The sequence below is a fragment of the Roseburia hominis A2-183 genome (assembly GCF_000225345.1).
In the GTDB taxonomy this organism is placed as follows: domain Bacteria; phylum Bacillota; class Clostridia; order Lachnospirales; family Lachnospiraceae; genus Roseburia; species Roseburia hominis.
The window spans coordinates 396,551-422,523 of the sequence record NC_015977.1; the positions used below are offsets into that span (position 1 = coordinate 396,551).

Consider the following 25,973-nt stretch of genomic DNA (forward strand, 5'->3'; position numbering starts at 1 on the left):
TCTATGAAACAGAAAAAAGAAAACAGAGTAGCTTTGCTGCTCCACTGGGCCGGTGAGCAAAAAATCTGGCTGTTCCTGGCAATTTTTCTATCGGCGGTCAGCGGTCTTTGCATTATCGTCCCTTACATTGGAATTTACCGGCTGATGGACGCCACCTTCAATCATACCTGCACGCAGGAACTTGTTGTACATACCGTGGTAATGATTGCAGTGGCGGTAACTTTGCGGTTTGCCCTGTTTGGCTGTTCCGGCGTAGCAGCCCACAAAGGGGCCTATGGCGCTCTTTTCAAAGTGCGCTGCATGGTTGCAGAACACATGGCCAGAGCGCCTTTAGGGGCCTTGAATGAACGGCGCACCGGGGACATAAAAACGGTTCTGAATGAAGATATTGAAAAGTTGGAGCTGTTTCTGGCCCATAACCTTCCTGACCTTGTGTGCTATCTGGTGGGGCCGGTAGTCATCTTTATTTATCTGATGACCGTCAATATTCCTCTGGCATTGATTTCCCTGGTTCCGCTGATCCTTGCTGTTGTTGTAATGGGGATGATGTTCCGCAATACGGATGACCTGATGGAACGGGCCAATCACTCCATTACCACACTGAACTCGGTTATGATTGAGTACATCAGCGGCATGAAATTGATTAAAGCCTATAACATGGGGAGCAAATCGTTTCAAAAGTTTTCAGACGCTATCCAGGAAGAAAACGCCATGTGGAATGAAACTTCCCGGCGCATGGGGCCACCTTATGCGGCCTTTGTTGTTATCATCGAATGTGGGATGTTGATGATGGTTCCAATCGGCGGAATGTTTTTCCTGAAAGGCTCACTGGCTGCCAGCGCATTTTTGCTGTTCGTCTATGTAGGTTCCATGTATCTGACGGAAATACGCCCCCTGCAGGAACTGGGGACTAATTTTGCCAATGTGCTGAACGCTGTTACTAAGACCAAAGAGATACTGGATATTCCAATTTATGAGGGTGGAGCGGACTTTCCCCAAAATCACGATATTGAACTTCGGAATGTTCGGTTTTCCTATGATGGCAAGACCGATGTACTGCAAGGCGTTAATCTCAAAATTAAAGATGGTGAACGCATGGCCCTTGTGGGACAGTCTGGTGCCGGTAAAAGTACCGTGATTGAGCTGATCTCCCGGTTCTATGATGTGCAGGAGGGCGAAGTGCTGATTGGCGGGAAAAATGTAAAGGAACTCAATTATGATACTATCCTAAAAAATGTCGCCATTGTGTTCCAAAAGACCTTCCTGACCCGTGACAGCGTTTTAGAAAATATCCGCATGGGCAGTAACGCCACTCTGGAAAAAGTACGGACCGCCGCAAAAGAGGCGCAGATTGATGATTTCATCATGTCTTTGCCGGATGGATATGACACGAAGGTGGGCAGCTTCGGCTCTCGCTTCTCCGGCGGTGAAAAACAGCGGATTGCCATTGCCCGCGCTATCCTGAAGAATGCCCCCATTTTGATCTTAGACGAGGCCACAAGCGCCTCTGACCCGGAAAATCAGATGGAGATTGACAAAGCCATTCAAAATCTCTGTAAGGGAAAGACTGTCATTGTGGTAGCCCATCGTTTGAGCGCGTTGAAGATGTGCGAGCGTGTAGCAGTGGTTGAAAATCACACAATTACCTGTGTCGGAACCCATGAGGAAGTCCGAAAGAACAATGCTTACTATCGGAAGGCGTGGGAGGACTACGAAACAGCCCGGAATATTACTTATCAGTTGGAGGGAGGCGAGCAGCATGAGTGAGCATGATGTATTGAAAAAGAACCGTAATTTTTATATTGGCGTTGGCGGGACTGTTCTGGAAGGGCTTCTCTCCGGCAGCCTGTTTATGCTGCTTTACTCTGTCATGCAGTTTTTGTGGTCGGGACAATTTGACATGAACCGTGTCCTGGTTCTGACCTGTATGATCGCGGTGGTTTTTCTTCTTCGTATCCTAATTTACAGCTATGGCTATACCAAAGCGCAGATCGGCGGTGCAGAGGTCAGCAAGAATACCCGCCTCTTTATGGGCGACCATTTGAAGCGTATCCCGCTTTCCCGGTTTACCCAGGGACAGACCGGCGATTATATCAATACCATCACAAGCGATGTAAACAACTATGAAAAAATCCTGACCCATAAGATCGGTGATATGGCAAAGAGTTTTGCACTTTCGCTCATGCTGATTATTTTTGTGATGACCATTTATGTGCCTGCCGGAATTATCCTGCTGATTGCCGACTTGCTTTTGATCCCTGGACTGTGGCTTTCCTTCCGTATGGTTCGGAAGTATGGTAAAGAAAAGAATGATATTTGTGCAGAGAATGTCAGCAGCATTGTGGAGTATGTGTCTGGTATTCAAACTTTCCGGGCCTATGGCGTAGGTGGTTTGAAGAATAAAACCGTTATCAACGCTATGCGGGAGTTCTGTCGGATCAGCTTTGTGTACGAATCAAAAGTGCTTCCTATTGGTGCGGTCTTTGGTATTTTGAGTTGGCTGTCCTGCCCGCTGGTTATCTTGCTGGCCTATGCACCTTGGGTCGCAGGGACACTGAACACGGTGGACTACCTTTTGATTTGTATGCTGCCCCTGTTCTGTGCAAAGCTGGCTAATTCGATTTTTGTAGACCTCACCAGTTATAAGAACCTGATGATCTCGAAAAACAAAATCTTGAGTGTAATGAATGAGCCGGAGGAAACTGGCAGCATGGAGCCGCTTCACACAGCTACCCATGAAATCACATTTGACAATGTAGATTTTGCATATGTTCCCGGTGAACCGGTACTAAAACACGCCACCTTTACGGTGCCAGATCAAAAGCTCACGGCCATTATCGGAGACTCTGGCTCCGGCAAATCTACTATTTTGAACCTGATTGCAAAATATTATGAAGCAACGGGCGGGACGATTTCTATTGGCGGTAAACCCATTAACCATGTTGCCGCAGAGCGTGTACTGGAGCAAGTTTCTATGGTAGACCAGGACATATTTCTTTTTGACGATACCATCCGGGATAATATCCGACACGCTCGCCCTAATGCTACGGACACGGAAATCGAGGCTGCCTGCCGGGAGGCTAACTGTGACAGCTTCATCCGTAAGATGGAAAAGGGATACGATACGCCGACTGGCGAGAATGGAAATCTTCTCTCTGGCGGTGAGCGTCAGCGAATTTCAATCGCCCGCGCTATCCTGAAAAACAGCCCAATCCTGCTTTTGGATGAGGCAACAGCGTCCCTTGACATCGAGAACGAACTGGCAGTAAAGCAGGCCATCGCCAATCTGCTGAAAGAGAAAAAGACTGTGGTAATGATTGCTCATACCCTTTCCATCGTCAAAAATGCAGATCAAATCCTTGTAATGGGTGATGGCAGGATTGCTGAATCTGGAACCCATGAGGAATTGCTTGCGAAAGGCGGAAAATATGCTGCTATGTGGAACGCAGAGCAAAAAATATCGGCTTGATAGAAGCTAAAGAAGAATAATTGCATAGCGCATGAACCTGCCCCGACTACGGGGAAAGAAAAAAACGCTGGCTGGGGCAGGTGATTTTGCGCGCCTATTTTAAGTTATTATCCTAACGGCGGTTTTGAGAAATCAGAGCCGCCGTTTCTTGCGTATACCTAAAAGGAATCTTCCGCATCTATCCACATTTGCATCGTTCCATCAAGATACAATCTTGCATACTCAAGTGGTTCATCAATGGCAAGTGCGTTTAATGCACAGTCAGATCCGGGAGTAGTTGTTAAATTCTTCTCCGCTTCCCAGCAGTCAATGCGGAGCATATAGCCAGCAGAAGTATAAACATCAATGCTGTTGCGTTGTGGATTGTATTCTGCAAATATCGTTCTCATCGTATCAAATCTCCTTATCGTTCAATCAATCATTTGTTGCAAAAATCAGAAGCATTTCAATCAGTTCCCCATGTCACTTTTATTTTGTGTTATACTATTTTATAAGATTTTCTTTCCCTTGTTTTTTCCCTTATCAGAGTTCGTAAAAACTCATGGGACAATATAATACAAGGGAAACAATAAGGGAAAGCTCACCTGCGACAAACTTAGTGTTTTCAAGGGCTTGAGAGATATTTGATAATAAAATATAACAGTTATTAAATCCCTTTGAATATATGAAATCTCAATTCAAGTTTGTAGAATTAAGAAAATCGTAATTTGTGGAGGTAAAATATAGATGAATCAAGGTAGAATTATTGTAATCACAGGTGCGCCGGGGACAGGAAAAACTACAACGGCATCTGCTGTTGCAAAAGAATCAGATTTGGAAAAGTCTGTGCATATGCACACAGATGACTTTTATCATTATTTGAGTAAAGGGGCAATACCACCGCATTTGCCAGAATCAAATGAGCAAAATTTGATTGTCATTGAAGCGTTTTTAGAAGCTGCGAAGCGATATGCTCGTGGTGGATATGATGTAATTGTTGACGGTATTATCGGACCGTGGTTTTTAAAGCCGTGGCAAAGTCTTGTTCGGGAACATTATGAGGTGCATTATATTATTTTAAGGGCAAGTAAGGAAGAAACCTTGAAGCGAGCTGTTGAACGCTCAAAGTTAGACCGAAAGACAAATATCGAATTGGTAGAAACCATGTGGGAGCAATTTTGCAATCTGGGAATATATGAATCGAATGTTATAGATACGACCACTTATTCCATTCAAGAAACTGTTTCCGCAGTACAAGAAAAAATCGCAAGTAGGGCAGCGTTGTTGTCTTAGATTGTTTTGGTGCAATTCCAGTTTGTTAGCTTTACATCGGGTCAACTTGTCCCGAACTTTTACAACTAAATACCCGCCGCTCACACAGTGGCACACCGAGCAGGAAATCTGAAAAAGGTCTCCTGCTTTTTTTCTGCCCAAAATGAGGTGGTAAAACGCCACCCCATCCACCAATTAGCGAAAGGAGGGACACGAAATGCCTTGTCCACACAACGAAATCACGATTGTTCAGCGCAGCCAGCGGCAGTCTGCGGTTGCCGCCGCTGCTTACCAAAGCGGCGAAAAGCTGTTCTGTGAATACGACCAGCAAGTAAAGCACTACCCGGAAAAGCGTGGTATCGTCCACAATGAAATCCTGCTCCCGGCAAATGCTCCACAGGAATATGCAGACCGCAATACTTTATGGAATGCCGCCGAAGCGGTGGAAAAGCAATGGAACTCCCAGCTTGCAAGGCGGTGGGTGCTTACCATTCCCAGAGAGATACCGCCCGACCAGTACGCTGTCCTTGTACGGGAGTTTTGTGAACAGCAGTTTGTTTCCAAAGGCATGATTGCTGATTTTGCCATCCATGCCCCCCATCCGCCGGGACACAATCCCCACGCCCATGTCCTGCTGACCATGCGGGCAATGGATGAACATGGAAAATGGCTTCCCAAGAGCCGCAAGGTTTATGACCTTGACGAGAATGGGGAACGGATAAAGCTGCCGTCCGGCAGGTGGAAAAGCCACAAGGAGGATACGGTGGACTGGAACGACCAGAAGTATTGTGAAATCTGGCGGCATGAATGGGAGGTTATCCAGAACCGCTATCTGGACGCCAATGACCGCCCGGAGCGTGTGGACTTGCGTTCCTATGCCAGACAGGGGCTTGATATAGTCCCCACTGTCCATGAGGGGACTGCTGTCCGGCAGATGGAAAAGCGAGGTATCCAGACGAATATCGGCAACCTGAACCGGGAAATCAGAGCCGCCAACCGCCTGATGAAGTCCATCCGGCAGCTTATCCAAAACCTCAAAGGCTGGATTACCGAGCTGGGAGAAAAACGGAAGGAGCTGCTTGCACAAAAGGCGGCGGAGGAAGCGACACTTCTTCCCAATCTGCTGATGAAGTATATGGAGATACGAAAGGAAGAACGGAAGGACTGGACAAGGGCTGGACAGAACCGGGGAACTTCACAGGACTTAAAGGCAGTCAGCGAAGCCCTGTCCTATCTCCGGCAAAAGGGGCTTTCCACTGTGGAGGACTTAGAAGCGTTTCTGGAATCTTCCGGGAAATCAGCCGCAGATTACCGCAATCAGATGAAGCCAAAGGAAGCCCGGAGCAAAGTGATTGACGGGATTCTTGCCAGCCGGACAGACTGCAAGGAATGTAAGGCTGTCTATGAGAAGTACCAGAAGATATTTTTTAAGAAAATAAAGGGGAAATTCAAACAGGAACACCCGGAGGTTGCCCGGTATGAGAAAGCCGCTGACTACCTTGCCAAGCACCCGGACGATAAGGATAAAACGAAAAATGAGTTGCAACAGGAGCAGGAAACGCTTCTCAGCGAAATCGCAGAGCTGAAAGTACCACTGACCGAGGTACAGGAGGATTTGAAGAAGCTGCGGGACATCCGCTACTGGGTACGGAAAGCCACACCCGGCACAGAGGAAAGCAAAGAGCCGCCCAAGAAGCAGCCCATCAAAGAAGTCTTGCAGGATAAGACTGACGAGAAAAAAGCACAAAGAACCGCCCCGGCACAGGAGAAACACAGACAACAGGATATGGAACTTTAACAGGCACTTGCCATTTTCAATTAGAGAATGTCAGGTGCTTTTCTTATTTTCAAGGAGGGATAGATTTGAATGTATTCGAAGCTGTGAAGCAGTCCGTCACAACAAGACAGGCTGCGGAGTATTATGGAATCCATGTAGGTCGGAACGGGATGGCTTGCTGCCCGTTCCATAACGATAAAACCCCAAGCATGAAGCTGGATCGGCGTTACCATTGCTTCGGCTGCGGTGCGGATGGGGATGTGATTGATTTTGCCGCCGCCCTGTATGGGCTGGGAAAGAAAGAAGCCGCCGTACAGCTGGCACAGGACTTCGGGCTTTCCTATGAGGACTGGAAACCGCCGGGAAAGGTAAAAAAGCCCAAGACCCGGCAGAAATCCCCGGAGGAACAGTTTCAGGAAGCAAAGAATCGCTGCTTCCGTATTCTTGCCGATTATCTCCATCTGCTGATGGCATGGAGAACGGACTACGCCCCGCACTCCCCGGAGGAAGCCTTTCATCCCCGGTTTGTGGAAGCCTTACAGAAGCAAGCCCAAGTGGAATATCTGCTGGATGTGCTGCTGTTCGGGGAAACAGAGGAAAAAGCGGATTTGATTACGGACTACGGAAAGGATGTGATACAGCTTGAACAGCGAATGGCAGAACTTGCAGCCGCAGACGCAGCAAGAACTAAAAAACACTATGAACGCCATGCAGCCGCCCCAGAGCGTTGAGGAAATCAAGGCGGGGCTGGAAACCACCGAGAAAGGCGGTGTCCGTCAGAGCATACGGAACTGCCTGACCGTATTCCAACGTGACCCTCTGCTTTCAGGGGCTATCGCATACAACATCCTGACTGACCGCAAGGACATCATAAAGCCCATCGGTTTTCACAGAGAAAGCACCGCCCTGAACGATACGGACATGAAGTATCTGCTTCTTTATCTGGAAGAAACCTACGGGCTTACCAATGAGAAAAAGATTGATAACGCCATCGGGATTGTGGCGAATGAAAACAAGTACCATCCCATCCGGGACTATCTCAATACCCTTGTGTGGGACGGGACAGAGCGAATCCGCTTCTGCCTGCGGCACTTTCTGGGGGCTGACGCAGACGATTACACCTATGAAGCGTTGAAGCTGTTCCTGCTGGGTGCAATCTCACGAGCCTTTCAGCCGGGGTGCAAGTTTGAAATCATGCTCTGTCTGGTAGGCGGTCAGGGGGCTGGAAAGTCCACCTTCTTCCGGCTGCTGGCAGTCCGGGACGAGTGGTTCTCCGATGATTTGCGGAAGCTGGACGATGACAATGTGTACCGCAAGCTGCAAGGTCACTGGATTATTGAAATGTCGGAAATGATGGCAACCGCCAACGCCAAGAGCATTGAGGAAATCAAGTCATTTTTAAGCCGGCAGAAAGAGGTCTACAAGATACCTTATGAAACCCACCCGGCAGACCGCCCCCGTCAGTGCGTGTTTGGCGGCACTTCCAATGCCCTTGACTTCCTGCCCCTTGACCGTTCCGGCAACCGCCGCTTTATCCCGGTCATGGTGTACCCGGAGCAGGCGGAAGTTCACATTTTGGAGGATGAAGCCGCTTCCAGAGCCTATATCGGGCAGATGTGGGCGGAAGCGATGGAGATTTATAAAAGCGGCAGGTTCAAGCTGGCTTTCAGCCCCGCCATGCAGCGGTATCTCAAAGAACACCAGCGGGATTTTATGCCGGAGGACACCAAAGCCGGGATGATACAGGCGTATCTTGATAAATACACCGGGAGCATGGTCTGCTCCAAGCAGCTCTATAAGGAAGCCTTGAACCATGCTTTTGACGAGCCGAAGCAATGGGAAATCCGGGAAATCAACGAGATTATGAACCAGTGCATTTCCAGCTGGCGGTACTTCCCAAACCCAAGAATGTTTTCCGAATATGGCAGACAAAAGGGCTGGGAGCGTGAAAACCCGGCAACGGACTCCGGCAACCCGTCTGAAAAAACGATGGACGGTTTTGTGGAGGTCACAGAACAGATGGAGCTTCCATTCTGAAAAGGACAGCCCGTTGCACCCCCTGTTGTTATCCCGTTGCCGAGCCGGTTGCCGGGAAAAACCCCTTATTTCCGGGCTTTTCTCCCTTATAACAACCAAAACAACAAAAAAATAAAAGAAAAGTATAAATAGTAACCATCGCCAGATTGAGATTGTTTGCAAGGTCTTTTGAAGTCCGTTGCCGGACTTCGTTGCCGACACCCTCTGTCTGGCTATTTTCATGTATGGAGGATAACTGCCTATGGCAAAAAACAAAACAGAGATTCATGTGACCACTGTATTTGACGGGGAGCTTGACGCCACTGATGTGTTCGTCAGCCTGATTTCCCAGAAATACGGAAAGACAAATGCAAAAGAATATCTTGCTAAAAAGAAAGATATAGGCTATAATGAAGATGAGGTTCAAAAGAGCCAGATACCGTCTGGATTGTGTGGGTAAATGGCTATGATGAACGAAATGGAATACAGAACAATCGGTTCGGCACTTGCCGGGGGTTATCGTGCGGCGGTCTATTGCAGGCTGTCAAAGGACGATGACCTGCAAGGCGAAAGTGCCAGTATCGCAAACCAGCGTGATATGCTGGAAAAATACTGCGAAAAGCAGGGATGGGAGGTTGTGGCAGTCTATCAGGACGATGGCTTCACAGGTCTTAACATGGAGCGTCCTGACCTACAGAGAATGTTGAGAGCCATTGAGCGCAGGCAGATCAACCTTGTTATCACGAAAGACCTCAGCCGACTGGGGCGTAATTATCTGCAAACCGGGCATTTGATTGAGGACTTTTTCCCAAGAAACGGTGTCCGCTATATCGCCATGAATGACGGCATCGACACCCTGCGGGATAACAACGACATTGCCCCGTTCAAGAATATCCTGAATGAAATGTACAGCAAGGATATTTCCAAGAAAGTCCATTCCTCCTATCTTCTGAAAGCGCAGAAAGGACAGTTTACCGGGTGTCTTGCCCCCTTTGGGTATCGGAAAGACCCGGAGGACAAAAACCATCTGCTCATTGACGAGGAAACCGCCCCGATTGTGCGGCTGATTTTCGGATATGCCCTGAACGGTCATGGTCCCAACTATATCCGCAGACGGCTGGAGGAAGAAAAAATCCCCTGCCCTACATGGTGGAACCGGGAACGGGGGCTTCGCAATACCCGCACCAAATGGGAAAAGAAAGACCCGGAAAACGGGCGGTATATGTGGGACTTCTCCGTTATCAAAGACCTTTTGATGAATCCCGTCTACACCGGGGCGATTGCTTCCCAGAAAAAGGACTACCGCTTCAAAATCGGCACGATTGGGGAAAAGAAGCCGGAGGACTGGATTGTGGTGGAGGGACAGCATGAACCGCTGATTGACCGCATGAGCTTTGACATTGTGCAGAACAAGCTGAAATCCCGCCAGCGTCCGGGGCAGACCAATGAAATCAGCCTGTTTGCCGGACTGATAAAATGCGGCGAGTGTGGGAAGTCGCTGACGATACGCTACACAAACGCAAAATATCCCCAGCAGATTTACTCCTGCAAGACCTACAATGCCTTTGGAAAGAACCACTGCACCCAGCACCGGATTGATTATGACACCCTTTACAGCCATGTACTGCGGAAAATCCGGGAATGTGCCAGAGCTGCCCTGATGGACGGGGAAGCGGTTGCCGACCGCCTGACCAATACCTGTGAAGCCGAGCAGCGTGAACAGCGGGAAGCAATGGAACGCTCCCTTACAAGGGACGAGGAACGGATTGAGGTTCTGGACAAAATGGTCATGCGGCTTTATGAGGATATGATTGCAGGGCGTATCAGTGAGCAGAATTTCAACACCATGCTGGAAAAGACACAGACCGAGCAGACGGAGCTTAAAACAAAAGTGTCTGAGGGCAGAAAGCGGCTGTCCGATGAAGTCCAGCTTGCCAATGACGCAAAACAATGGGTGGAAGCCATTCAGGAATACGCCAACATCACAGAGTTGGACGCAGCCACCCTCAACCGCTTAATCAAAGAAATCGTCGTGCATGAGCGCATTGACGAAGATAAAACAAGACACATTTCTATCGAAATTCATTTTAATCTCAAACCCATCCCGGAGGTGGAACAGGTCACTGCCTGACCTGTCCCGCCGGGACGGTTCTCTTAACAACACCATATAGATTTTTTGTACGCCGCCGCCCGCCATCGAGCAGAGTTTTACACCTAATTGGGGATAAAACAGCTCATGGCTGGCGCTGGTGTAGCCGTTGTTGGTATGGTTCTTGTACCTCTGCTCTCCGGGCTGTTCTCTGTCTAAGCGTTCCTGCATGAAATCCTTGCCGCTCCCGCAGCTCTGCGGGGGCGGCGGAAAGGAGGTTGACACCGTATGGATTTCTTACTTGAAGCCCTGACAAATTGGCTGAAAGAAATGCTGGTGGGCGGTATTATGAGCAACCTTTCGGGGATGTTTGACAGCGTAAACCAACAGGTCGCGGATATATCCGTACAGGTAGGACAGACCCCACAGGGATGGAATGGCAGTATTTTCAATATGATTGAGAATCTGTCAAACTCCATCATGGTGCCGATTGCAGGTGTGATCCTGGCTATCGTTATGACCGTAGACCTGATCCAGATGATTGCAGACAAGAACAACCTGCATGATGTGGATACCTGGATGATTTTCAAGTGGGTGTTCAAATCAGCTGCCGCCATCCTCATTGTCACAAACACATGGAATATCGTGATGGGCGTCTTTGATATGGCGCAGAGCGTGGTGGCGCAGGCGGCAGGGATTATCAATTCGGATGCGTCCATTGACATTTCCTCAGTTATGACCGATTTGGAACCGAGGCTGATGGAAATGGATTTGGGACCGCTGTTCGGACTGTGGTTCCAATCCCTCTTTATTGGCATTACCATGTGGGCGTTGTATATCTGTATCTTTATCGTTATTTATGGCCGTATGATCGAGATCTACCTTGTAACTTCGGTGGCTCCCGTTCCAATGGCTGCAATGATGGGCAAAGAATGGGGCGGTATGGGACAGAATTACCTCCGATCCCTGCTGGCACTGGGCTTTCAGGCGTTTCTCATTATCGTCTGCGTGGCAATTTATGCTGTGCTGGTGCAGAACATCGCTATGGAAGATGACATCATCATGGCAATCTGGAGCTGCGTGGGCTACACTGTACTGCTATGTTTTACGCTGTTCAAAACCGGCAGTCTCGCCAAATCAGTCTTTCAGGCGCACTAAAACGGAAGGAGGTTTCCACATTGGCTTATGTACCCGTACCCAAGGACTTAACAAAAGTCAAAACAAAGGTCATGTTCAATCTGACCAAGCGGCAGCTTATCTGCTTCACGGGCGGAGCGCTTATTGGCGTACCGCTTTTCTTTTTGCTCAGAAAACCTACCGGAAACAGTGTAGCGGCTATGTGTATGATGCTGGTTATGCTGCCCTTCTTTATGCTGGCTATGTACGAAAAGCATGGACAGCCCCTGGAAAAGATCGTGGGCAACATTCTCAAAGTAGCTGTGATCCGTCCAAAGCAGCGACCTTACCAGACCAACAACTTTTATGCCGTATTAAAGCGGCAGGAAATGCTCGATAAGGAGGTGTATGACATTGTTCACCGCAATAAAAAAATGGCTGCATCGGATGTTCGGAAAAACCGAGGAAAAAACTGTGCAGCCGGTAAAGACAAAGAAAAAACTGTCCCGCGCCGATAAGAAGCAGATCGAAGCGGCCATTGCCCGCGCTAACCGCACGGACAAAAAAGGAAAATCTGCGCAGGACAGTATCCCTTATGAACGGATGTGGCCGGACGGAATCTGCCGCATATCGGACAGCCACTACACAAAGACCATCCAGTTTCAGGACATCAACTATCAGCTCTCCCAAAACGAAGATAAGACGGCAATCTTTGAGGGGTGGTGTGATTTCCTCAATTATTTTGACAGCTCGATTCATTTCCAGCTGTCTTTTTTGAACCTTGCGGCATCGGAGGAGACCTTTGCTAACTCCATTTCCATCCCGCCCCAGAGGGACGCCTTTGACAGTATCCGCGAGGAATACACCACAATGCTGCAAAATCAGCTGGCCAGAGGTAACAACGGTCTCATCAAGACCAAATACCTGACCTTTGGTATCGACGCGGACAGCATCAAAGCCGCCAAGCCCCGTCTGGAGCGTATTGAGACCGATATACTTAATAACTTCAAGCGTCTTGGTGTAGCTGCCAGAACGCTGGACGGTAAAGAAAGGCTTTTTCAGCTTCATGCGGTATTCCACATGGATGAACAACTCCCGTTTCAGTTTGAATGGGACTGGCTGGCTCCTTCTGGTCTGTCCACAAAGGATTTTATTGCACCAAGCTCCTTTGAGTTCCGCACCGGCAAGCAGTTCCGTATGGGTAAGAAATACGGAGCTGTTTCTTTTTTGCAGATTCTCGCACCGGAGCTGAATGACCGTTTGCTGGCTGATTTTCTGGATATGGAAAGTTCGCTCATTGTGAGTATGCACATTCAGTCGGTGGATCAGGTGAAAGCCATCAAAACGGTAAAGCGAAAGATTACCGACCTGGACCGCAGCAAGATCGAGGAACAGAAAAAAGCAGTCCGTGCCGGATACGACATGGACATCATTCCATCTGACCTTGCTACCTACGGCAGTGAAGCGAAAAAACTCTTGCAGGATTTGCAGAGCCGCAACGAGAGAATGTTCCTTTTGACCTTTCTGGTGCTGAACACAGCGGACAATCCCCGTCAGCTTGGCAACAACATCTTTCAGGCAGGCTCTATTGCCCAGAAGTATAACTGTCAGCTGACCAGGCTGGACTTCCAGCAGGAAGAAGGGCTGATGAGCTGTCTGCCTCTGGGTCTCAATCAGATTGAGATTCAGCGAGGACTGACCACCAGTTCCACAGCTATCTTTGTGCCCTTTACTACGCAGGAACTGTTCCAGAACGGGAAAGAAGCTCTGTACTACGGTATCAATGCTCTGTCCAACAACCTCATCATGGTGGACAGAAAGCTGCTGAAAAACCCCAACGGCCTGATTCTGGGTACGCCGGGTTCCGGTAAGTCCTTCAGCGCAAAACGAGAAATTGCCAACTGCTTTTTGCTTACCAGTGATGATGTTATTATCTGTGACCCGGAAGCGGAGTACGCACCTCTGGTGGAGCGTCTGCATGGGCAGGTCATCAAGATCTCACCTACTTCAACCAACTATATCAATCCGATGGATCTGAATCTGGACTATTCGGATGATGAAAGCCCGCTGTCACTCAAGTCTGACTTTATCCTCAGCTTGTGTGAGCTGATCGTGGGCGGTAAGGAGGGCTTGCAGCCGGTGCAGAAAACCATTATTGATCGTTGTGTACGGTTGGTTTACAACGAATATCTCAATGACCCGAAGCCGGAGAATATGCCGATTTTGGAGGACCTTTATAACCTGTTGCGGGAGCAGGAAGAAAAAGAAGCTCAGTACATTGCAACGGCATTGGAAATCTATGTAACGGGTTCTTTGAATGTGTTCAATCATCAGAGCAATGTGGACATTGATAACCGGATTGTCTGCTACGACATCAAGGAACTGGGCAAGCAGCTTAAAAAAATCGGTATGCTGGTGGTACAGGATCAGGTGTGGAACCGCGTTACCATCAACCGTGCCGCCCACAAGTCCACCCGTTACTACATCGACGAGATGCACCTGCTTTTGAAGGAGGAGCAGACCGCCGCCTATACGGTGGAAATCTGGAAGCGATTCAGAAAATGGGGCGGTATTCCGACAGGTATCACCCAGAATGTCAAAGACCTTTTGAGCAGCCGCGAGGTAGAGAACATCTTTGAAAACTCGGACTTCGTGTATATGCTTAACCAGGCAGGCGGAGACCGTCAGATTTTGGCGAAGCAACTGGGGATTTCCACGCACCAGCTTAGCTATGTGACCCACTCCGGTGAGGGCGAGGGCCTGCTGTTCTATGGCTCCACGATCCTGCCGTTTGTGGATCACTTCCCGAAGAACACCGAACTTTACCGCATTATGACTACCAAACCCCAGGAACTGAAAAAGAAGGAGGATGAATGATGATGAACCCCAACATTTTGAATAAGAATCCGCTGATGTTTTTTGACAGGGCGGTAAATGCCCAGCGCAGCCAGCTGCTTACAGTCATGGCCGATGCGGTAAGTGAGTGCCGCACGGCGGCAGATCAGGCAGCCGAACTGAATGAGACCGGTCAGGTGGGGCTACTCCGTCTGGCAGAGGTCTGGAGCACCATCCGTGCCAAGGAAGGTATGGGCGGTCTGGTTCTGGAAGGAACCGAAGCGAAGATCCTGTCCGATGTGGTGGCACAGTTTTATGCCTACCTGTCCGGCTGTATGTTCAACGATCCGGTGGGAATGGCCATTTATGCAGAGCTGCACTACATGATGTCCTCCCTCATGCTGGGAGAATGGTTTGAATAAGGAGCCGCGCCTGCGCTTTACTGATGAGGAACGGTCTGATCCTGCACTGGAAAAGCCGATCCGTAAAGCGGAGAAAGCTGCGGCCAGAGCAGATAAGGCGCAGGCCAATATCCCAAAGAAAAAGGTCAGGCAGACGGTCATTGACCCGGATACCGGAAAAAAGACCTCGAAGCTGACCTTTGAGGACAAGAAAAAGCCACCTTCCAAAGTTTCTCAAGGAGTCAGGGAAGCTCCCGTCCATCTGGTCGCAGGCAAGCTCCACAAAGAGATCCGGGAAACAGAGCAGGACAATGTGGGCGTGGAAAGCGCCCACAAGTCCGAGGAAGCGGTGGAGACCGGCGCTTATCTGGTGCGGGAGGGCTATCGCAGCCACAAGCTGAAGCCGTACCGCAAAGCAGCCCAAGCAGAGCGCCAACTGGAAAAGGCAAATGTAAATGTTCTGTACCAGAAATCTTTGCAGGAAAATCCCCAGTTTGCCAGCAATCCGCTTTCCCGCTGGCAGCAAAAGCAGGCCATCAAAAGGCAGTATGCCGCCGCCAAACACGCCGGTCAGACTGCCGGAAATACCGCCCAGGCTGCGTCCAAAACCGGAAAAGCCGCAAGGACGGTGAAAGAAAAGGCACAGCAGGCAGGGGCGTTCGTCGTGCGCCACAAGAAGGGTTTCCTGATGGCAGGGGTTTTGTTCCTCATTACCTGTATGCTGATGAATACCATGTCCTCCTGCTCCATGATGGCGCAGAGCATCGGTTCCGTTCTCTCCGGCACCACTTATCCGTCGGATGACCCGGAAATGCTGGCAGTGGAGGCAGATTATGCAGCCAAAGAAGTCCAGTTGCAGGAGGAAATCGACAACATTGAAAGCAGCCACCCAGGGTATGACGAGTATCGCTATGACCTTGGTATGATCGGCCATGACCCTCATGAGCTGGCAGCATTTCTGTCTGCCGTCTTGCAAGGTTACACCCGGCAGAGCGCTCAGGCAGAGCTGGCGCGTGTGTTTGCAGCACAGTATCAGCTGACGCTTACTGAGGAAGTGGAGATTCGCTACCGCACGGAGACCTCCACCGACCCGGAGACCGGCGAGACCACCTCAGAAGAAGTCCCCTATGAGTATTACATTTTGAATGTGAAACTCACCAGCAAGCCCATTTCCGCTGTGGCGTCGGAGTTACTGACCCCGGAGCAGATGGAAATGTATCAGGTTTACCGGCAGACCATGGGCAATAAGCCGCTGTTGTTTGGCGGTGGTTCCCCTGACATGAGCAATTCCGAGGACTTGACCGGTGTACAGTTTGTAAATGGAACCCGTCCCGGAAATCCGCAGTTGGTGGAGCTGGCCAAGCGTCAGGTCGGCAATGTGGGCGGCTATCCTTATTGGAGCTGGTATGGCTTTGACAGCCGCGTGGAGTGGTGCGCCTGCTTTGTATCCTGGTGTTATAACCAGGCTGGAAAAAGTGAGCCGCGCTTTGCAGGCTGTGAGTGGCAGGGCGTTCCGTGGTTCCAGTCTCATGGACAATGGGGTGCAAGAGGCTATAACAATCTGGCTCCCGGAGATGCAATTTTCTTTGATTGGGATTTAGATGGGACAGCAGACCATGTGGGTATCGTGATCGGTACGGATGGCAGCCGTGTTTATACGGTGGAGGGAAATTCCGGCGATGCCTGCAAGATCAAAAGTTATGACCTGAATTATCAAAGTATTAAGGGCTACGGCCTGATGAACTGGTAACAGACTTTGTGGAAAGGAGTGAACGGTTATGGCAAAAAATAAAATTGAACGTATCGACCAGGAAATTGAGAAAACCCGTGAGAAGATTGCGGAATATCAGGAAAAGCTCAAGACCCTGGAAGCACAGAAAACGGAGGCAGAGAATCTGGAAATCGTTCAGATGGTTCGTGCGTTACGCATGACTCCAGCACAGCTGAACGCTATGCTTTCCGGTGGAATGAACCACGGCAGAGATACAGCACTGTCGGAATCAAATAATCAGGAGGTTACCGCTTATGAAGAATAAAAGAATTTGCAAAACACTTTCCGCCCTTTGCCTGACAATGGTTGTGGCATTTGGCTTTACGATCCCTGCTTTCGCACAGGGGTCAGAACAGGCTCCGGCGGCACCGGCAGAGGATTCTACCAATGACAGCAATGTGATTGTGGAAGAAACAGAACCGGCACCGGCACTTACACCGGAGGGGAATGCGGCATTGGTGGATGATTTTGGAGGCAATAAGCAGCTTATTACTGTTACGACCAAAGCTGGAAATTACTTTTACATCCTGATTGATAGGGCGAATGAGGACAAGGAGACTGCTGTTCACTTTCTGAATCAGGTGGACGATGCAGACCTTGCGGCGCTGATGGAAGATGGAAAACCCAAAGAGGAGATGCCTGCGGTATGCAGCTGTTCAACAAAATGTGAAGCAGGGGCAGTCAATACGGCCTGCCCGGTCTGCGCAACTGATAAGAGTAAATGTACGGGCAAAGCACCGGAACCTCCGGCAGAAACGTCGGAGCCGGAAAAAGAGAAGCCTGCCGGATTGAACCCGGCTGCGATAGTCCTTTTGCTGGCTCTGCTTGGTGGCGGTGGCGTATTTGCCTACTTGAAGCTCGTTAAGAATAAGCCTAAGACCAAGGGCAATGACAGTCTGGACGATTATGATTATGGAGAGGAAGATTCCGAGGAATGGGAAACCGAGGATGAGGAGTCGGAAGAACCGGATGCTGACGGGGGCAGCACAGAAGAAGATGATGAGGACAGTGTGAAATGACCCGTTTCACAGACAGTCCCTATGAACGTATGATGACACGCAGGCCGGAGGGCGGGAAGGAAACTTCCCGTCCTCCTTCTTTACCCCACAGCCACCCCTGCTATGGTTGCGGGAATTATGGAAGACCCTGCGTAGGTATCTGTCACCGGGAAATGTCCCGATGGCTCAAAGAGAGGAGGAACCATCATGGCTCAACATAAATTGGTAATTGCCGAAAAACCATCAGTTGCCCAGAGTTTGGCGGCTGTGATCGGTGCAACCGTCCGTAAGGACGGGTATCTGGAGGGCAACGGCTGGCGTGTCAGCTGGTGCGTGGGCCACCTGGCCGGTCTTGCGGATGCAGACAGCTATGACCCAAAGTATGCCAAGTGGCGATATGATGATCTGCCTATCCTGCCGGAACATTGGCAGATGGTGGTGGGAAAAGATAAGAAAAAGCAGTTTGATATTCTCAAAAAGCTGATGAATGCCCCGGATGTGACGGAAGTGGTAAATGCCTGTGATGCCGGACGCGAGGGCGAGATGATCTTCCGTAGCGTCTATGAGCTGGCAGGTTGCAAGAAGCCGATGAAAAGGCTCTGGATTTCTTCGATGGAGGACTCCGCCATAAGGAAAGGCTTTGCAAACCTGCGCCCCGGTGCGGACTATGACGGACTTCGGGATGCTGCCCTCTGCCGTGCCAAGGCCGACTGGCTGGTGGGGATCAATGCGACAAGGCTTTTTTCCGTGCTGTATCACCGAACCCTCAACATCGGGCGCGTGATGTCCCCGACGCTGGCGCTTATTGTTCAGCGAGAAGCTGAGATCGACACCTTTAAGCCGATTCCCTTTTATACCGTGGCGCTGGAGCTGCCCGGTCTTACCGTATCCGGGGAGCGCATGGCGGATAAGGCTGCTGCTGAGCAGCTGAAAGAAGCCTGTCAGGGTGTAAATGTCACAATCAAAAAGGTGGAGTGCAAGGAAAAGTCCGAAAAGCCGCCTGCCCTCTATGACCTGACTACTCTGCAAAGAGATGCCAACCGCCTGCTTGGATTTACAGCCCAGCAGACCCTGGACTATCTGCAAAGCCTGTATGAAAAAAAGCTCTGCACCTATCCCCGTACTGACAGCCGCTATCTGACTGGCGATATGGCAGACAGCCTGCCGGTGCTGGTCAATCTGGTTGCCAATGCTATGCCGTTTCGCAAAGGAATCGCCATTACCTGTGATCCGCAGACGGTAATCAACGATAAGAAAGTAACCGACCACCACGCAGTAATCCCTACCAGAAATCTCAAGGATGCAGACCTTTCTGCCCTTCCTGCGGGAGAAAAAGCGGTGCTGGAGCTGGTGGCCCTGCGTCTGATGTGCGCCGTAGCCCAGCCCCATATCTATTCGGAAACCGTTGTGATTGCAGCGTGTGCCGGTGGGGAGTTTACCACAAAAGGAAAAACAGTGAAGCATCCCGGATGGAAAGCACTGGAGGACGCTTATCGTGCCAAAATGAAGGATACAGAGCCGAAAAAAGAGGGCGTAGAGAAAGCCCTGCCGGAGCTGACCGAAGGACAGACACTTTCGGTTTCTGCGGCAATCGTCAAAGAAGGCAAAAGCAGTCTGCCTCAGCACTTTACGGAGGACACCCTATTGTCCGCAATGGAGACTGCCGGGAAAGATGATATGCCAGAGGATGCTGAGAGAAAAGGTCTGGGGACACCGGCCACCCGTGCCGGTATTTTGGAAAAGCTGGTATCTGCCGGTTTTCTGGAGCGAAAAAAGAACAGAAAAACGGTGCAGCTTCTTCCTTCCCACGATGCAGTATCCCTTATCACGGTGCTGCCGGAACAACTGCAATCGCCGCTTCTGACTGCCGAGTGGGAGTACCGCCTGGGAGAGATCGAGCGCGGGCAGCTTGCCCCGGAGGAGTTTCTGGACGGGATCAGCACCATGCTGAAAGATCTGGTGGGGACTTATCAGGTCATCAAGGGAACTGAGTACCTGTTCACTCCGCCCCGCGAGGTGGTGGGCAAATGCCCTCGCTGCGGCGGTGAAGTTGCAGAACTGCAAAAAGGCTTCTTCTGTCAGAATGATTCTTGCAAATTTGCAATCTGGAAAAACAACAAATGGTGGGCTGCCAAGAAAAAACAGCCGACCAAAGCTGTGGTGTCTGCGCTGCTGAACGATGGCTGTGTCCGTGTGACGGGGCTATATTCGGAGAAAACCGGAAAGACCTACGATGCCGCTGTGGTTTTGGAGGATGATGGACAGTACGCCAACTTCAAGCTGGAATTTGACCAGCGGAAAGGAGGCAGCCGATGAAGCTCTCTTTAGTGGAACGGGAAACCATTCTCCTCTATAACCAGGCAGAACCAATGGCTGAGGTCTACACCCACGATCCCCGTCTGATGGAGAAGCTGGAACTGCTGGCAAAAAAGCACCCCGACCAGATCACCCGAAAGGACGCCCATAACTTTACCGTCCCCAAGCGGTGTGTATCAGTCAGGGAGCCATACAGCGCCGAGCGCCGCAAAGCTGCCAGTGAGCGTGCGAAAGCTGCCGGATACCAGCCTCCTGTGAGAAAGCCCAGCAGTTAAAGGCACATGGCAGAGAATGTATTTGAAGCAGTCAAGCTGTCAGTCAGCACCAGAGAAGCGGCAGAGTTTTATGGGATAAAAGTCAGGCGAAATGGCATGGCCTGCTGTCCTTTTCACGATGATAAGAACCCCAGCATGAAGGTAGACCAGCGATTCCACTGCTTTGGCTGCGGTGAAGATGGGGATGTGATCGACTTTACCGCAAAGCTCTTTGACCTCTCCCCAAAAGAAGCGGCGGAGAAACTGGCGCAGGACTTTGGCCTGATCTATGACAGTCAGGCCCCGCCCCGCAGGAGATATGTCCGGCAAAAAACCGAGGCACAGAAGTTTCGGGAGGATCGACAGCGCTGTTATCGCGTACTGTCCGATTACTACTATCTGCTGAAAAAATGGGAAGCCGACCGTTCTCCCAGGACACCGGAGGAAGAACCGCACCCCCGTTTTGTGGAAGCAATCCAGAAGAAAGCCTATGTAGAATACCTGCTGGACCTTTTTCTTTATGAAAGTGAAGAAGAACAAAAGGCATGGATTGCAGAACACACAGCAGAAATCACACACTTGGAAAGGAGATTGAAAATCATGGCTGAGAACAAACCCACCAACCGAGAACGGCTAAGGGAAATCACAGATGGCATCGAGCAGGGCATCAAAGAACTGTTTGAGAGTGAAAAGTATATGCGCTATCTGTCCGTCATGTCCCGCTTCCACCGCTATTCGGTAAACAACACCATGCTCATCTATATGCAGAAGCCGGACGCCACATTGGTAGCCGGATACAATAAGTGGAAAGACCAGTTTGAGCGTCATGTAAAAAAGGGCGAGCATGGCATTACCATCATCGCTCCCACACCGTATAAGAAGAAAATCGAGGAGCAGAAGCTGGACCCAGATACCAAGGCTCCGATTCTGGATAAAGACGGAAAGATCGTCACAGAGGAAAAAGAAATCGAGATTCCCATGTTCCGCCCTGTCAAGGTCTTTGATGTGAGTCAGACCGACGGGAAACCTTTGCCGGAGCTTGCATCATCCCTTTCCGGCAATGTGCCAAATTATGAGGCATTCATGGAGGCCCTGCGCCGCAACGCACCGGTGCCGATTACTTTTGAAGCAATGGCTGCTGATACGGACGGCTATTTTTCTGCTGATCATCAGAAAATTGCCATTCGTCAGGGCATGAGTGAGGTGCAGACAGTTTCGGCCACGGTTCATGAGATTGCCCACAGCAAGCTCCATGACCCTAAAAAATATGAAATGCTACCGTCATGGAAGGTTGTGCAGGAGAGTGAAGGTGGAACCAAACATGATTTCAAGTTGGATTTTGCCACAGAAAAAGAAGCCGAACAGTTTGCTTCTGATATGGATTGGCGTTATGTGGACGAAAATCAGTTTGAATGGCGTCTTGCAGTTGAGGAAGATGCAACCGCAGAAAAACAGGCAATCAAAAACCGTCACACGGAAGAAGTGGAGGCTGAAAGCATCTCCTATGCAGTCTGCAAATATTTTGGCATCGAGACTGGAGAAAATAGCTTTGGCTATATTGCCAGTTGGAGTCAGGGCAAGGAACTGAAAGAGTTGAGAGCCAGTTTGGAGACCATCAACAAAACCTCCGGCACTTTGATCTCCGACATTGAGCGCCACTATAAGGAAATCTGCAAAGAGCGCGGAATCGACCCTCATGCAAAGGTAGAGCCGGAAACCGCCCCGATAGAGCAGCCAGCAGATGCCATTAAGGTATCTGATAGGCTGCCGACCGGCGATCTGACCTACTATGTAGCAGAGTGCATGGAATTTCCAAACCTCGGAGAATACCACGATAACCTGTCTTTGGAGGAAGCTGTCCGCATTTATCAGGAGATTCCAGTAGAGCGAATGAACGGGATCAAGGGCATTGGTTTTGAGCTGAAAGACGGAAGCGACTATGAAGGACCTTTTCCGATTTTGACCGGCCAGACCATTGACCTGGACACCATCCAGGCAATCGACTATTACCGTGATAATCCTCTGGTGCAAAAAGCGGTAAAGGAACTGGCTGCGGCAATGCCGGAAATGGAAGTGCTGGGGGCGGATGCCAACCAGCAGGAGGCTTTGTTTCTGATTGACGATGCCACCTATCTTCATATCCAGTCCTGTGACAGCGGCTGGGACTATACCCTTTACGATGCCGCGTCCATGAAAGAGTTGGATGGTGGTCAGCTGGATATGCCGGAGATTTCCCGCATGAAGGCAGTTCTCCAGATTTGTGATGACAACGATTTGGGCAGAGACTCGGTAAAATACGCACCGTTGTCCATGATTGAGACCTTGCAGGAAGCTGCCTACCAGCAGATGCAGGCAGAGGCCAGTCAGATGGCTGCTTCTTCTCAGCTGCCGGAAGCACAAGAGCAGGCGCTGGATGAATACCCTATGCCTGATGAGCAGGTATCCACACCGGATATGCAGGAATACGGCTACTTCTATGATGGGATGCTCCCTGTCACCAGAGAACGGGCGCTGGAACTGGATGCCGCTGGTTTGACTGTCTATGTGCTGCATGAGGACAATACGGAGAGCATGGTGTTTGACCCACAGGAGATCATGGATCATGGCGGCATTTTCGGTGTGGACCGTGAGGAATGGGAGAAAAGCCCTCAGTTCCACGAAAAGGTCATGGAGCGCCAGGAACATCAGCAGGAACGGGAACAGGCATTTCTTGCTCAGAACAGAGATTGCTTTGCCATCTATCAGGTGAGCCGTGACGATCCGCAGAATGTGCGCTTTATGAATCTGGACTGGCTAAAGTCCCATGACATTTCCATAGACCGTAGCAATTATGATCTCATTTACACTGCTCCGCTGAGGGAGTCTGGCACGGTACCGGAGCAGCTGGAAAAACTATATGAGCAGTTTAATCTGCAAAAACCGGCGGATTTTCACAGTCCTTCTATGAGTGTCAGTGACATCGTTGCGATCAAGCAGGAGGGTAAGGTATCCTGTCATTACTGTGACAGTGTTGGTTTTACCCAGATCCCCGGATTCCTGCCGGAAAATCCGCTGAAAAATGCGGAGATGGCCGTGGAGGACGATTACGGCATGATCGACGGTATCATCAACAATGGCGCAAAAGAGCCTACGGTGGCAGAGCTGGAACAGCAGGCCCGCAGCGGTCAGTCCATTTCCCTCATGGATTTGGCTGCCGCTGCCCATCGGGAGGAAGGGGAAAAGAAAAAGTCCGTCATGGAGCAGCTGAAAAGCCAGCCCAAGGCAGAACACAAAAAGACAGCGCCCAAAAAGAGTGCGGAAAGGGAGATTTGATATGGGAAACTTCACTTTTGAGGAAATGAACCTGATGTGCATTTACAATACCGGTAGCCGCACCGGATTGATCGACAGCCTGCGTGAGATGCGCGGCGAGCTTTCGCCAGAGGAAACGGAACTGAGGGAGCTGACCGACAGCGCCCTTTGCAAGCTCCAAACCATGACGGATGATGAATTTGCGGAATTGGAATTGTACCCGGACTTTGACCAGTAAATTTATCGTGTCGGGATGACATAGTGAGAGAAACTGTTCGATGGGAAGGCGGTTTCTCTCAACTCTTTACAAACTCCTACTATATTTGGAGGGATGAATGAGCTATAATGTAAGCAACAAATCAGAATTTGGAGAAGCAGAGATGGACAAATATAATGAACTAAAAGAGAAATTTGAAGCAAATAGAAATGATGAAAACGCCACAAAAATGGCAGCATATATGAGAAATCTGTTTGTATTTTATGGTTTACCAACACCGAAACGAAAATCCATCTATAAGGAATTTCTAAGAGCCGAAAAAACAAAAAAGGTTGTTGACTGGGATTTGCTTGACAGATGTTATGCAGACGAACATAGGGAATTCCATTATTTTGTGATGGATTATCTTGTAGCGATGCAGGAATTCTTAACATATGATGATGTTCCACACATAAAAAAGTATATTAAAACAAATCAATGGTGGGATACAATAGATGGGCTGGACAGAATTGTTGGAAATATAGCATTTTTTGACGAGAGAATAAACAACTTAATGCTTGAATGGTCAACAGATGATGATTTTTGGGTGCGAAGAATTGCTATTGACCATCAGCTGTGCAGAAAAGATAAAACAAACACACAGTTGCTTGAGAAAATATTGGTAAACAATTTTGGCAGTTCTGAATTTTTTATCAATAAAGCAATCGGTTGGAGTTTGAGGGACTATTCAAAGACCAATCCTGATTGGGTAAGGAATTTCGTTGAGACTTACAAGGATAAAATGGATAAATTGAGTATTCGGGAAGCAAGTAAATATTTATGATTGTTGCTATATTAAAGAAATAGACAACTTCAAGTTTGAGGGGGAACAAAATATGAACAATATATTAGAAACAAATTTACACTTAACTCACGCGCCTATCTCTATCAAAGATTTCAACCGTATAAAGAAAGCACCTGTACTCGATCCTGAACTCTGGAATGAGAAAGAAAGCCTCGACAATGCTTCCCTCTATATCATAGGCAAACGAGAAGTGCCAGTTTTCGTTCCACGAAGGGAAATGTCAGATGAATCTTGCTTAATCCTTGACGCTGAGGTGGGTAAAACATCCTTCCGTATCTTCATCCCCGCATCGACAAATTCAAAATACTCTTTGAACGGCTTTGCAGGAATAAAAACGGAACCAGAGGGCTTGGAGAAAGCGCAGAAAGTATGGCTGTTCGCTTTTAATGATAAAGGTGAAGCTGTTTCCACTATTGGATTTACTTTTGATGAACTGATTTATTATTGTAGTAATGACTGGTTCCAAATTTTCATGCAAAGCGATTTTACCCCAGCAATTACCTATGAGGTTCTTTATGTAGGAGAGTGTGTCGGGGAGAATCTGACACAGAGGTTTAAGGCACATCACGCCCTACAGGATATGCTTATAGAAGAGAAAGTAATATCACCCAGCTTTGATAAAAGTGAAGAACTTATATTGATGCCATTTACCATCGATTCCTATATGTGTACGATGCTCACGGGATTCAGTTCAGAGAATGACTGGATGAAAGCACTCACTGGGGATTTTGATGTAACACCTAACCAGATAAACCTTGATGCAGAAAAGGCTCTCGTTCATGGCATGAATCCAAAGTATAACCAAATACGATTTAAGAACTATCCTCTTTCAAAGGATGGTCTGTATAAATCTGATGCCAGTGTCTTTTACTACTCAATCGCGGAGAACATAATTTTGAAGTATGACGCTGGGAACATCACAGGCTGTCCAGAAACGGCATTTGCTTCATCCATTGTGGGAGATAAAGACGGGTACACTAAAGTCTTCGTTCCGGGTGAAGACAAGGCTGAATGGTATGCGAAAAAATGGTATACTGAACATGAGAAGCGAATGATTGAAAAAGGTTATACATTCACATGCTCGGATGGTTAACATGCTGACGGATGTATATGACGTTCACATAAGGTTCTTTCGCAGATTTGCGGTTTTTCTGGAAATCAAATCATAGGCTTCTGTTGAATCTGAAAGCACGTGATTATTTGAATTTGACGGAGGTATCATTATGTGTGAAATGACAACTGATCTATAAAGAAAAATAACTTGCAGTTTGTATAACCAATAATAATTTAATACTCACAGTTTTACTTAGTAGGAAATCTTTTAGGTT

24 protein-coding genes are annotated in these 25,973 nt (G+C 49.0%); 23 read left to right on the forward strand and 1 reads right to left on the reverse strand.

Annotated features, from left to right (window positions below; all coding sequences use genetic code 11):
• Nucleotides 1-3: 3 nt before the first annotated feature.
• On the forward strand, nt 4-1,767 hold the full coding sequence (locus tag RHOM_RS01755; RefSeq protein WP_014078545.1) for an ABC transporter ATP-binding protein: 1,764 nt from the start codon (nt 4-6) through the stop codon (nt 1,765-1,767).
• Nucleotides 1,760-3,469: an ABC transporter ATP-binding protein gene (locus tag RHOM_RS01760; RefSeq protein WP_014078546.1), complete on the forward strand. Its 1,710-nt coding sequence runs from the start codon at nt 1,760-1,762 to the stop codon at nt 3,467-3,469. The genes RHOM_RS01755 and RHOM_RS01760 overlap by 8 nt, the downstream gene beginning before the upstream one ends.
• A gap of 158 nt (nt 3,470-3,627) precedes the next feature.
• On the opposite strand, the gene RHOM_RS01765 is transcribed toward RHOM_RS01760, so the two are convergent.
• Nucleotides 3,628-3,858, reverse strand: coding sequence for a DUF6061 family protein (locus tag RHOM_RS01765; protein WP_009203541.1), 231 nt, complete (start codon nt 3,856-3,858; stop codon nt 3,628-3,630).
• A gap of 337 nt (nt 3,859-4,195) precedes the next feature.
• Between RHOM_RS01765 and RHOM_RS01770 the strand changes: the two genes are divergently transcribed.
• From RHOM_RS01770 to RHOM_RS01860, 21 genes are all read left to right on the forward strand, one after another.
• Nucleotides 4,196-4,741: an AAA family ATPase gene (locus tag RHOM_RS01770; RefSeq protein ID WP_002584326.1), complete on the forward strand. Its 546-nt coding sequence runs from the start codon at nt 4,196-4,198 to the stop codon at nt 4,739-4,741.
• A gap of 196 nt (nt 4,742-4,937) precedes the next feature.
• On the forward strand, nt 4,938-6,518 hold the full coding sequence (gene mobQ, locus RHOM_RS01775) for a MobQ family relaxase (protein ID WP_014078547.1): 1,581 nt from the start codon (nt 4,938-4,940) through the stop codon (nt 6,516-6,518).
• A gap of 65 nt (nt 6,519-6,583) precedes the next feature.
• A complete protein-coding gene (locus RHOM_RS01780) occupies nt 6,584-7,228 on the forward strand; it encodes a CHC2 zinc finger domain-containing protein (protein WP_002584324.1) in 645 nt (214 codons plus the stop codon).
• Nucleotides 7,197-8,534, forward strand: coding sequence for a virulence-associated E family protein (locus tag RHOM_RS01785; protein WP_002584323.1), 1,338 nt, complete (start codon nt 7,197-7,199; stop codon nt 8,532-8,534). The genes RHOM_RS01780 and RHOM_RS01785 overlap by 32 nt, the downstream gene beginning before the upstream one ends.
• A 241-nt stretch (nt 8,535-8,775) precedes the next feature.
• The gene (locus RHOM_RS01790) at nt 8,776-8,973 is read left to right on the forward strand and encodes a hypothetical protein (protein ID WP_002592708.1); all 198 of its coding nucleotides are present in this window, start codon (nt 8,776-8,778) and stop codon (nt 8,971-8,973) included.
• A complete protein-coding gene (locus RHOM_RS01795; RefSeq protein WP_014078548.1) occupies nt 8,974-10,644 on the forward strand; it encodes a recombinase family protein in 1,671 nt (556 codons plus the stop codon). It begins immediately after the preceding gene.
• Nucleotides 10,645-10,749: 105 nt separating this feature from the next.
• Nucleotides 10,750-10,821: a hypothetical protein gene (locus tag RHOM_RS16790; RefSeq protein ID WP_118736852.1), complete on the forward strand. Its 72-nt coding sequence runs from the start codon at nt 10,750-10,752 to the stop codon at nt 10,819-10,821.
• A gap of 69 nt (nt 10,822-10,890) precedes the next feature.
• Entirely contained in the window at nt 10,891-11,760 is an 870-nt protein-coding gene (locus RHOM_RS01800) for a VirB6/TrbL-like conjugal transfer protein, CD1112 family (RefSeq protein ID WP_005335866.1), read from the forward strand.
• A gap of 20 nt (nt 11,761-11,780) precedes the next feature.
• Complete coding sequence (locus RHOM_RS01805; protein WP_005335865.1) at nt 11,781-12,236, forward strand: PrgI family protein; 456 nt, start codon at nt 11,781-11,783, stop codon at nt 12,234-12,236.
• Nucleotides 12,193-14,595: a VirB4-like conjugal transfer ATPase, CD1110 family gene (locus tag RHOM_RS01810; protein WP_014078549.1), complete on the forward strand. Its 2,403-nt coding sequence runs from the start codon at nt 12,193-12,195 to the stop codon at nt 14,593-14,595. The genes RHOM_RS01805 and RHOM_RS01810 overlap by 44 nt, the downstream gene beginning before the upstream one ends.
• A complete protein-coding gene (locus tag RHOM_RS01815; protein WP_014078550.1) occupies nt 14,595-14,975 on the forward strand; it encodes a DUF3851 domain-containing protein in 381 nt (126 codons plus the stop codon). The genes RHOM_RS01810 and RHOM_RS01815 overlap by 1 nt, the downstream gene beginning before the upstream one ends.
• Complete coding sequence (locus tag RHOM_RS01820) at nt 14,968-16,704, forward strand: C40 family peptidase (protein ID WP_014078551.1); 1,737 nt, start codon at nt 14,968-14,970, stop codon at nt 16,702-16,704. The genes RHOM_RS01815 and RHOM_RS01820 overlap by 8 nt, the downstream gene beginning before the upstream one ends.
• Nucleotides 16,705-16,732: 28 nt before the next feature.
• Nucleotides 16,733-16,990, forward strand: a complete 258-nt coding sequence (locus RHOM_RS01825; protein WP_009003366.1) for a DUF4315 family protein — start codon at nt 16,733-16,735, stop codon at nt 16,988-16,990.
• On the forward strand, nt 16,980-17,744 hold the full coding sequence (locus RHOM_RS01830; RefSeq protein ID WP_014078552.1) for a DUF4366 domain-containing protein: 765 nt from the start codon (nt 16,980-16,982) through the stop codon (nt 17,742-17,744). Before RHOM_RS01825 ends, RHOM_RS01830 begins: the two co-directional genes overlap by 11 nt.
• The gene (locus RHOM_RS16795; protein ID WP_009003368.1) at nt 17,741-17,944 is read left to right on the forward strand and encodes a hypothetical protein; all 204 of its coding nucleotides are present in this window, start codon (nt 17,741-17,743) and stop codon (nt 17,942-17,944) included. The genes RHOM_RS01830 and RHOM_RS16795 overlap by 4 nt, the downstream gene beginning before the upstream one ends.
• A complete protein-coding gene (locus tag RHOM_RS01835) occupies nt 17,931-20,039 on the forward strand; it encodes a type IA DNA topoisomerase (protein ID WP_014078553.1) in 2,109 nt (702 codons plus the stop codon). The genes RHOM_RS16795 and RHOM_RS01835 overlap by 14 nt, the downstream gene beginning before the upstream one ends.
• A complete protein-coding gene (locus tag RHOM_RS01840; protein WP_014078554.1) occupies nt 20,036-20,314 on the forward strand; it encodes a hypothetical protein in 279 nt (92 codons plus the stop codon). The genes RHOM_RS01835 and RHOM_RS01840 overlap by 4 nt, the downstream gene beginning before the upstream one ends.
• 6 nt (nt 20,315-20,320) lie before the next feature.
• A complete protein-coding gene (locus RHOM_RS01845) occupies nt 20,321-23,605 on the forward strand; it encodes a YodL domain-containing protein (protein ID WP_014078555.1) in 3,285 nt (1,094 codons plus the stop codon).
• 1 nt (nt 23,606) lies between these two features.
• Nucleotides 23,607-23,822, forward strand: a complete 216-nt coding sequence (locus tag RHOM_RS01850) for a transposon-transfer assisting family protein (protein WP_014078556.1) — start codon at nt 23,607-23,609, stop codon at nt 23,820-23,822.
• Nucleotides 23,823-23,919: 97 nt separating this feature from the next.
• Complete coding sequence (locus RHOM_RS01855; RefSeq protein WP_014078557.1) at nt 23,920-24,624, forward strand: DNA alkylation repair protein; 705 nt, start codon at nt 23,920-23,922, stop codon at nt 24,622-24,624.
• A gap of 52 nt (nt 24,625-24,676) precedes the next feature.
• Entirely contained in the window at nt 24,677-25,738 is a 1,062-nt protein-coding gene (locus tag RHOM_RS01860) for a hypothetical protein (protein ID WP_014078558.1), read from the forward strand.
• Nucleotides 25,739-25,973: the final 235 nt, after the last annotated feature.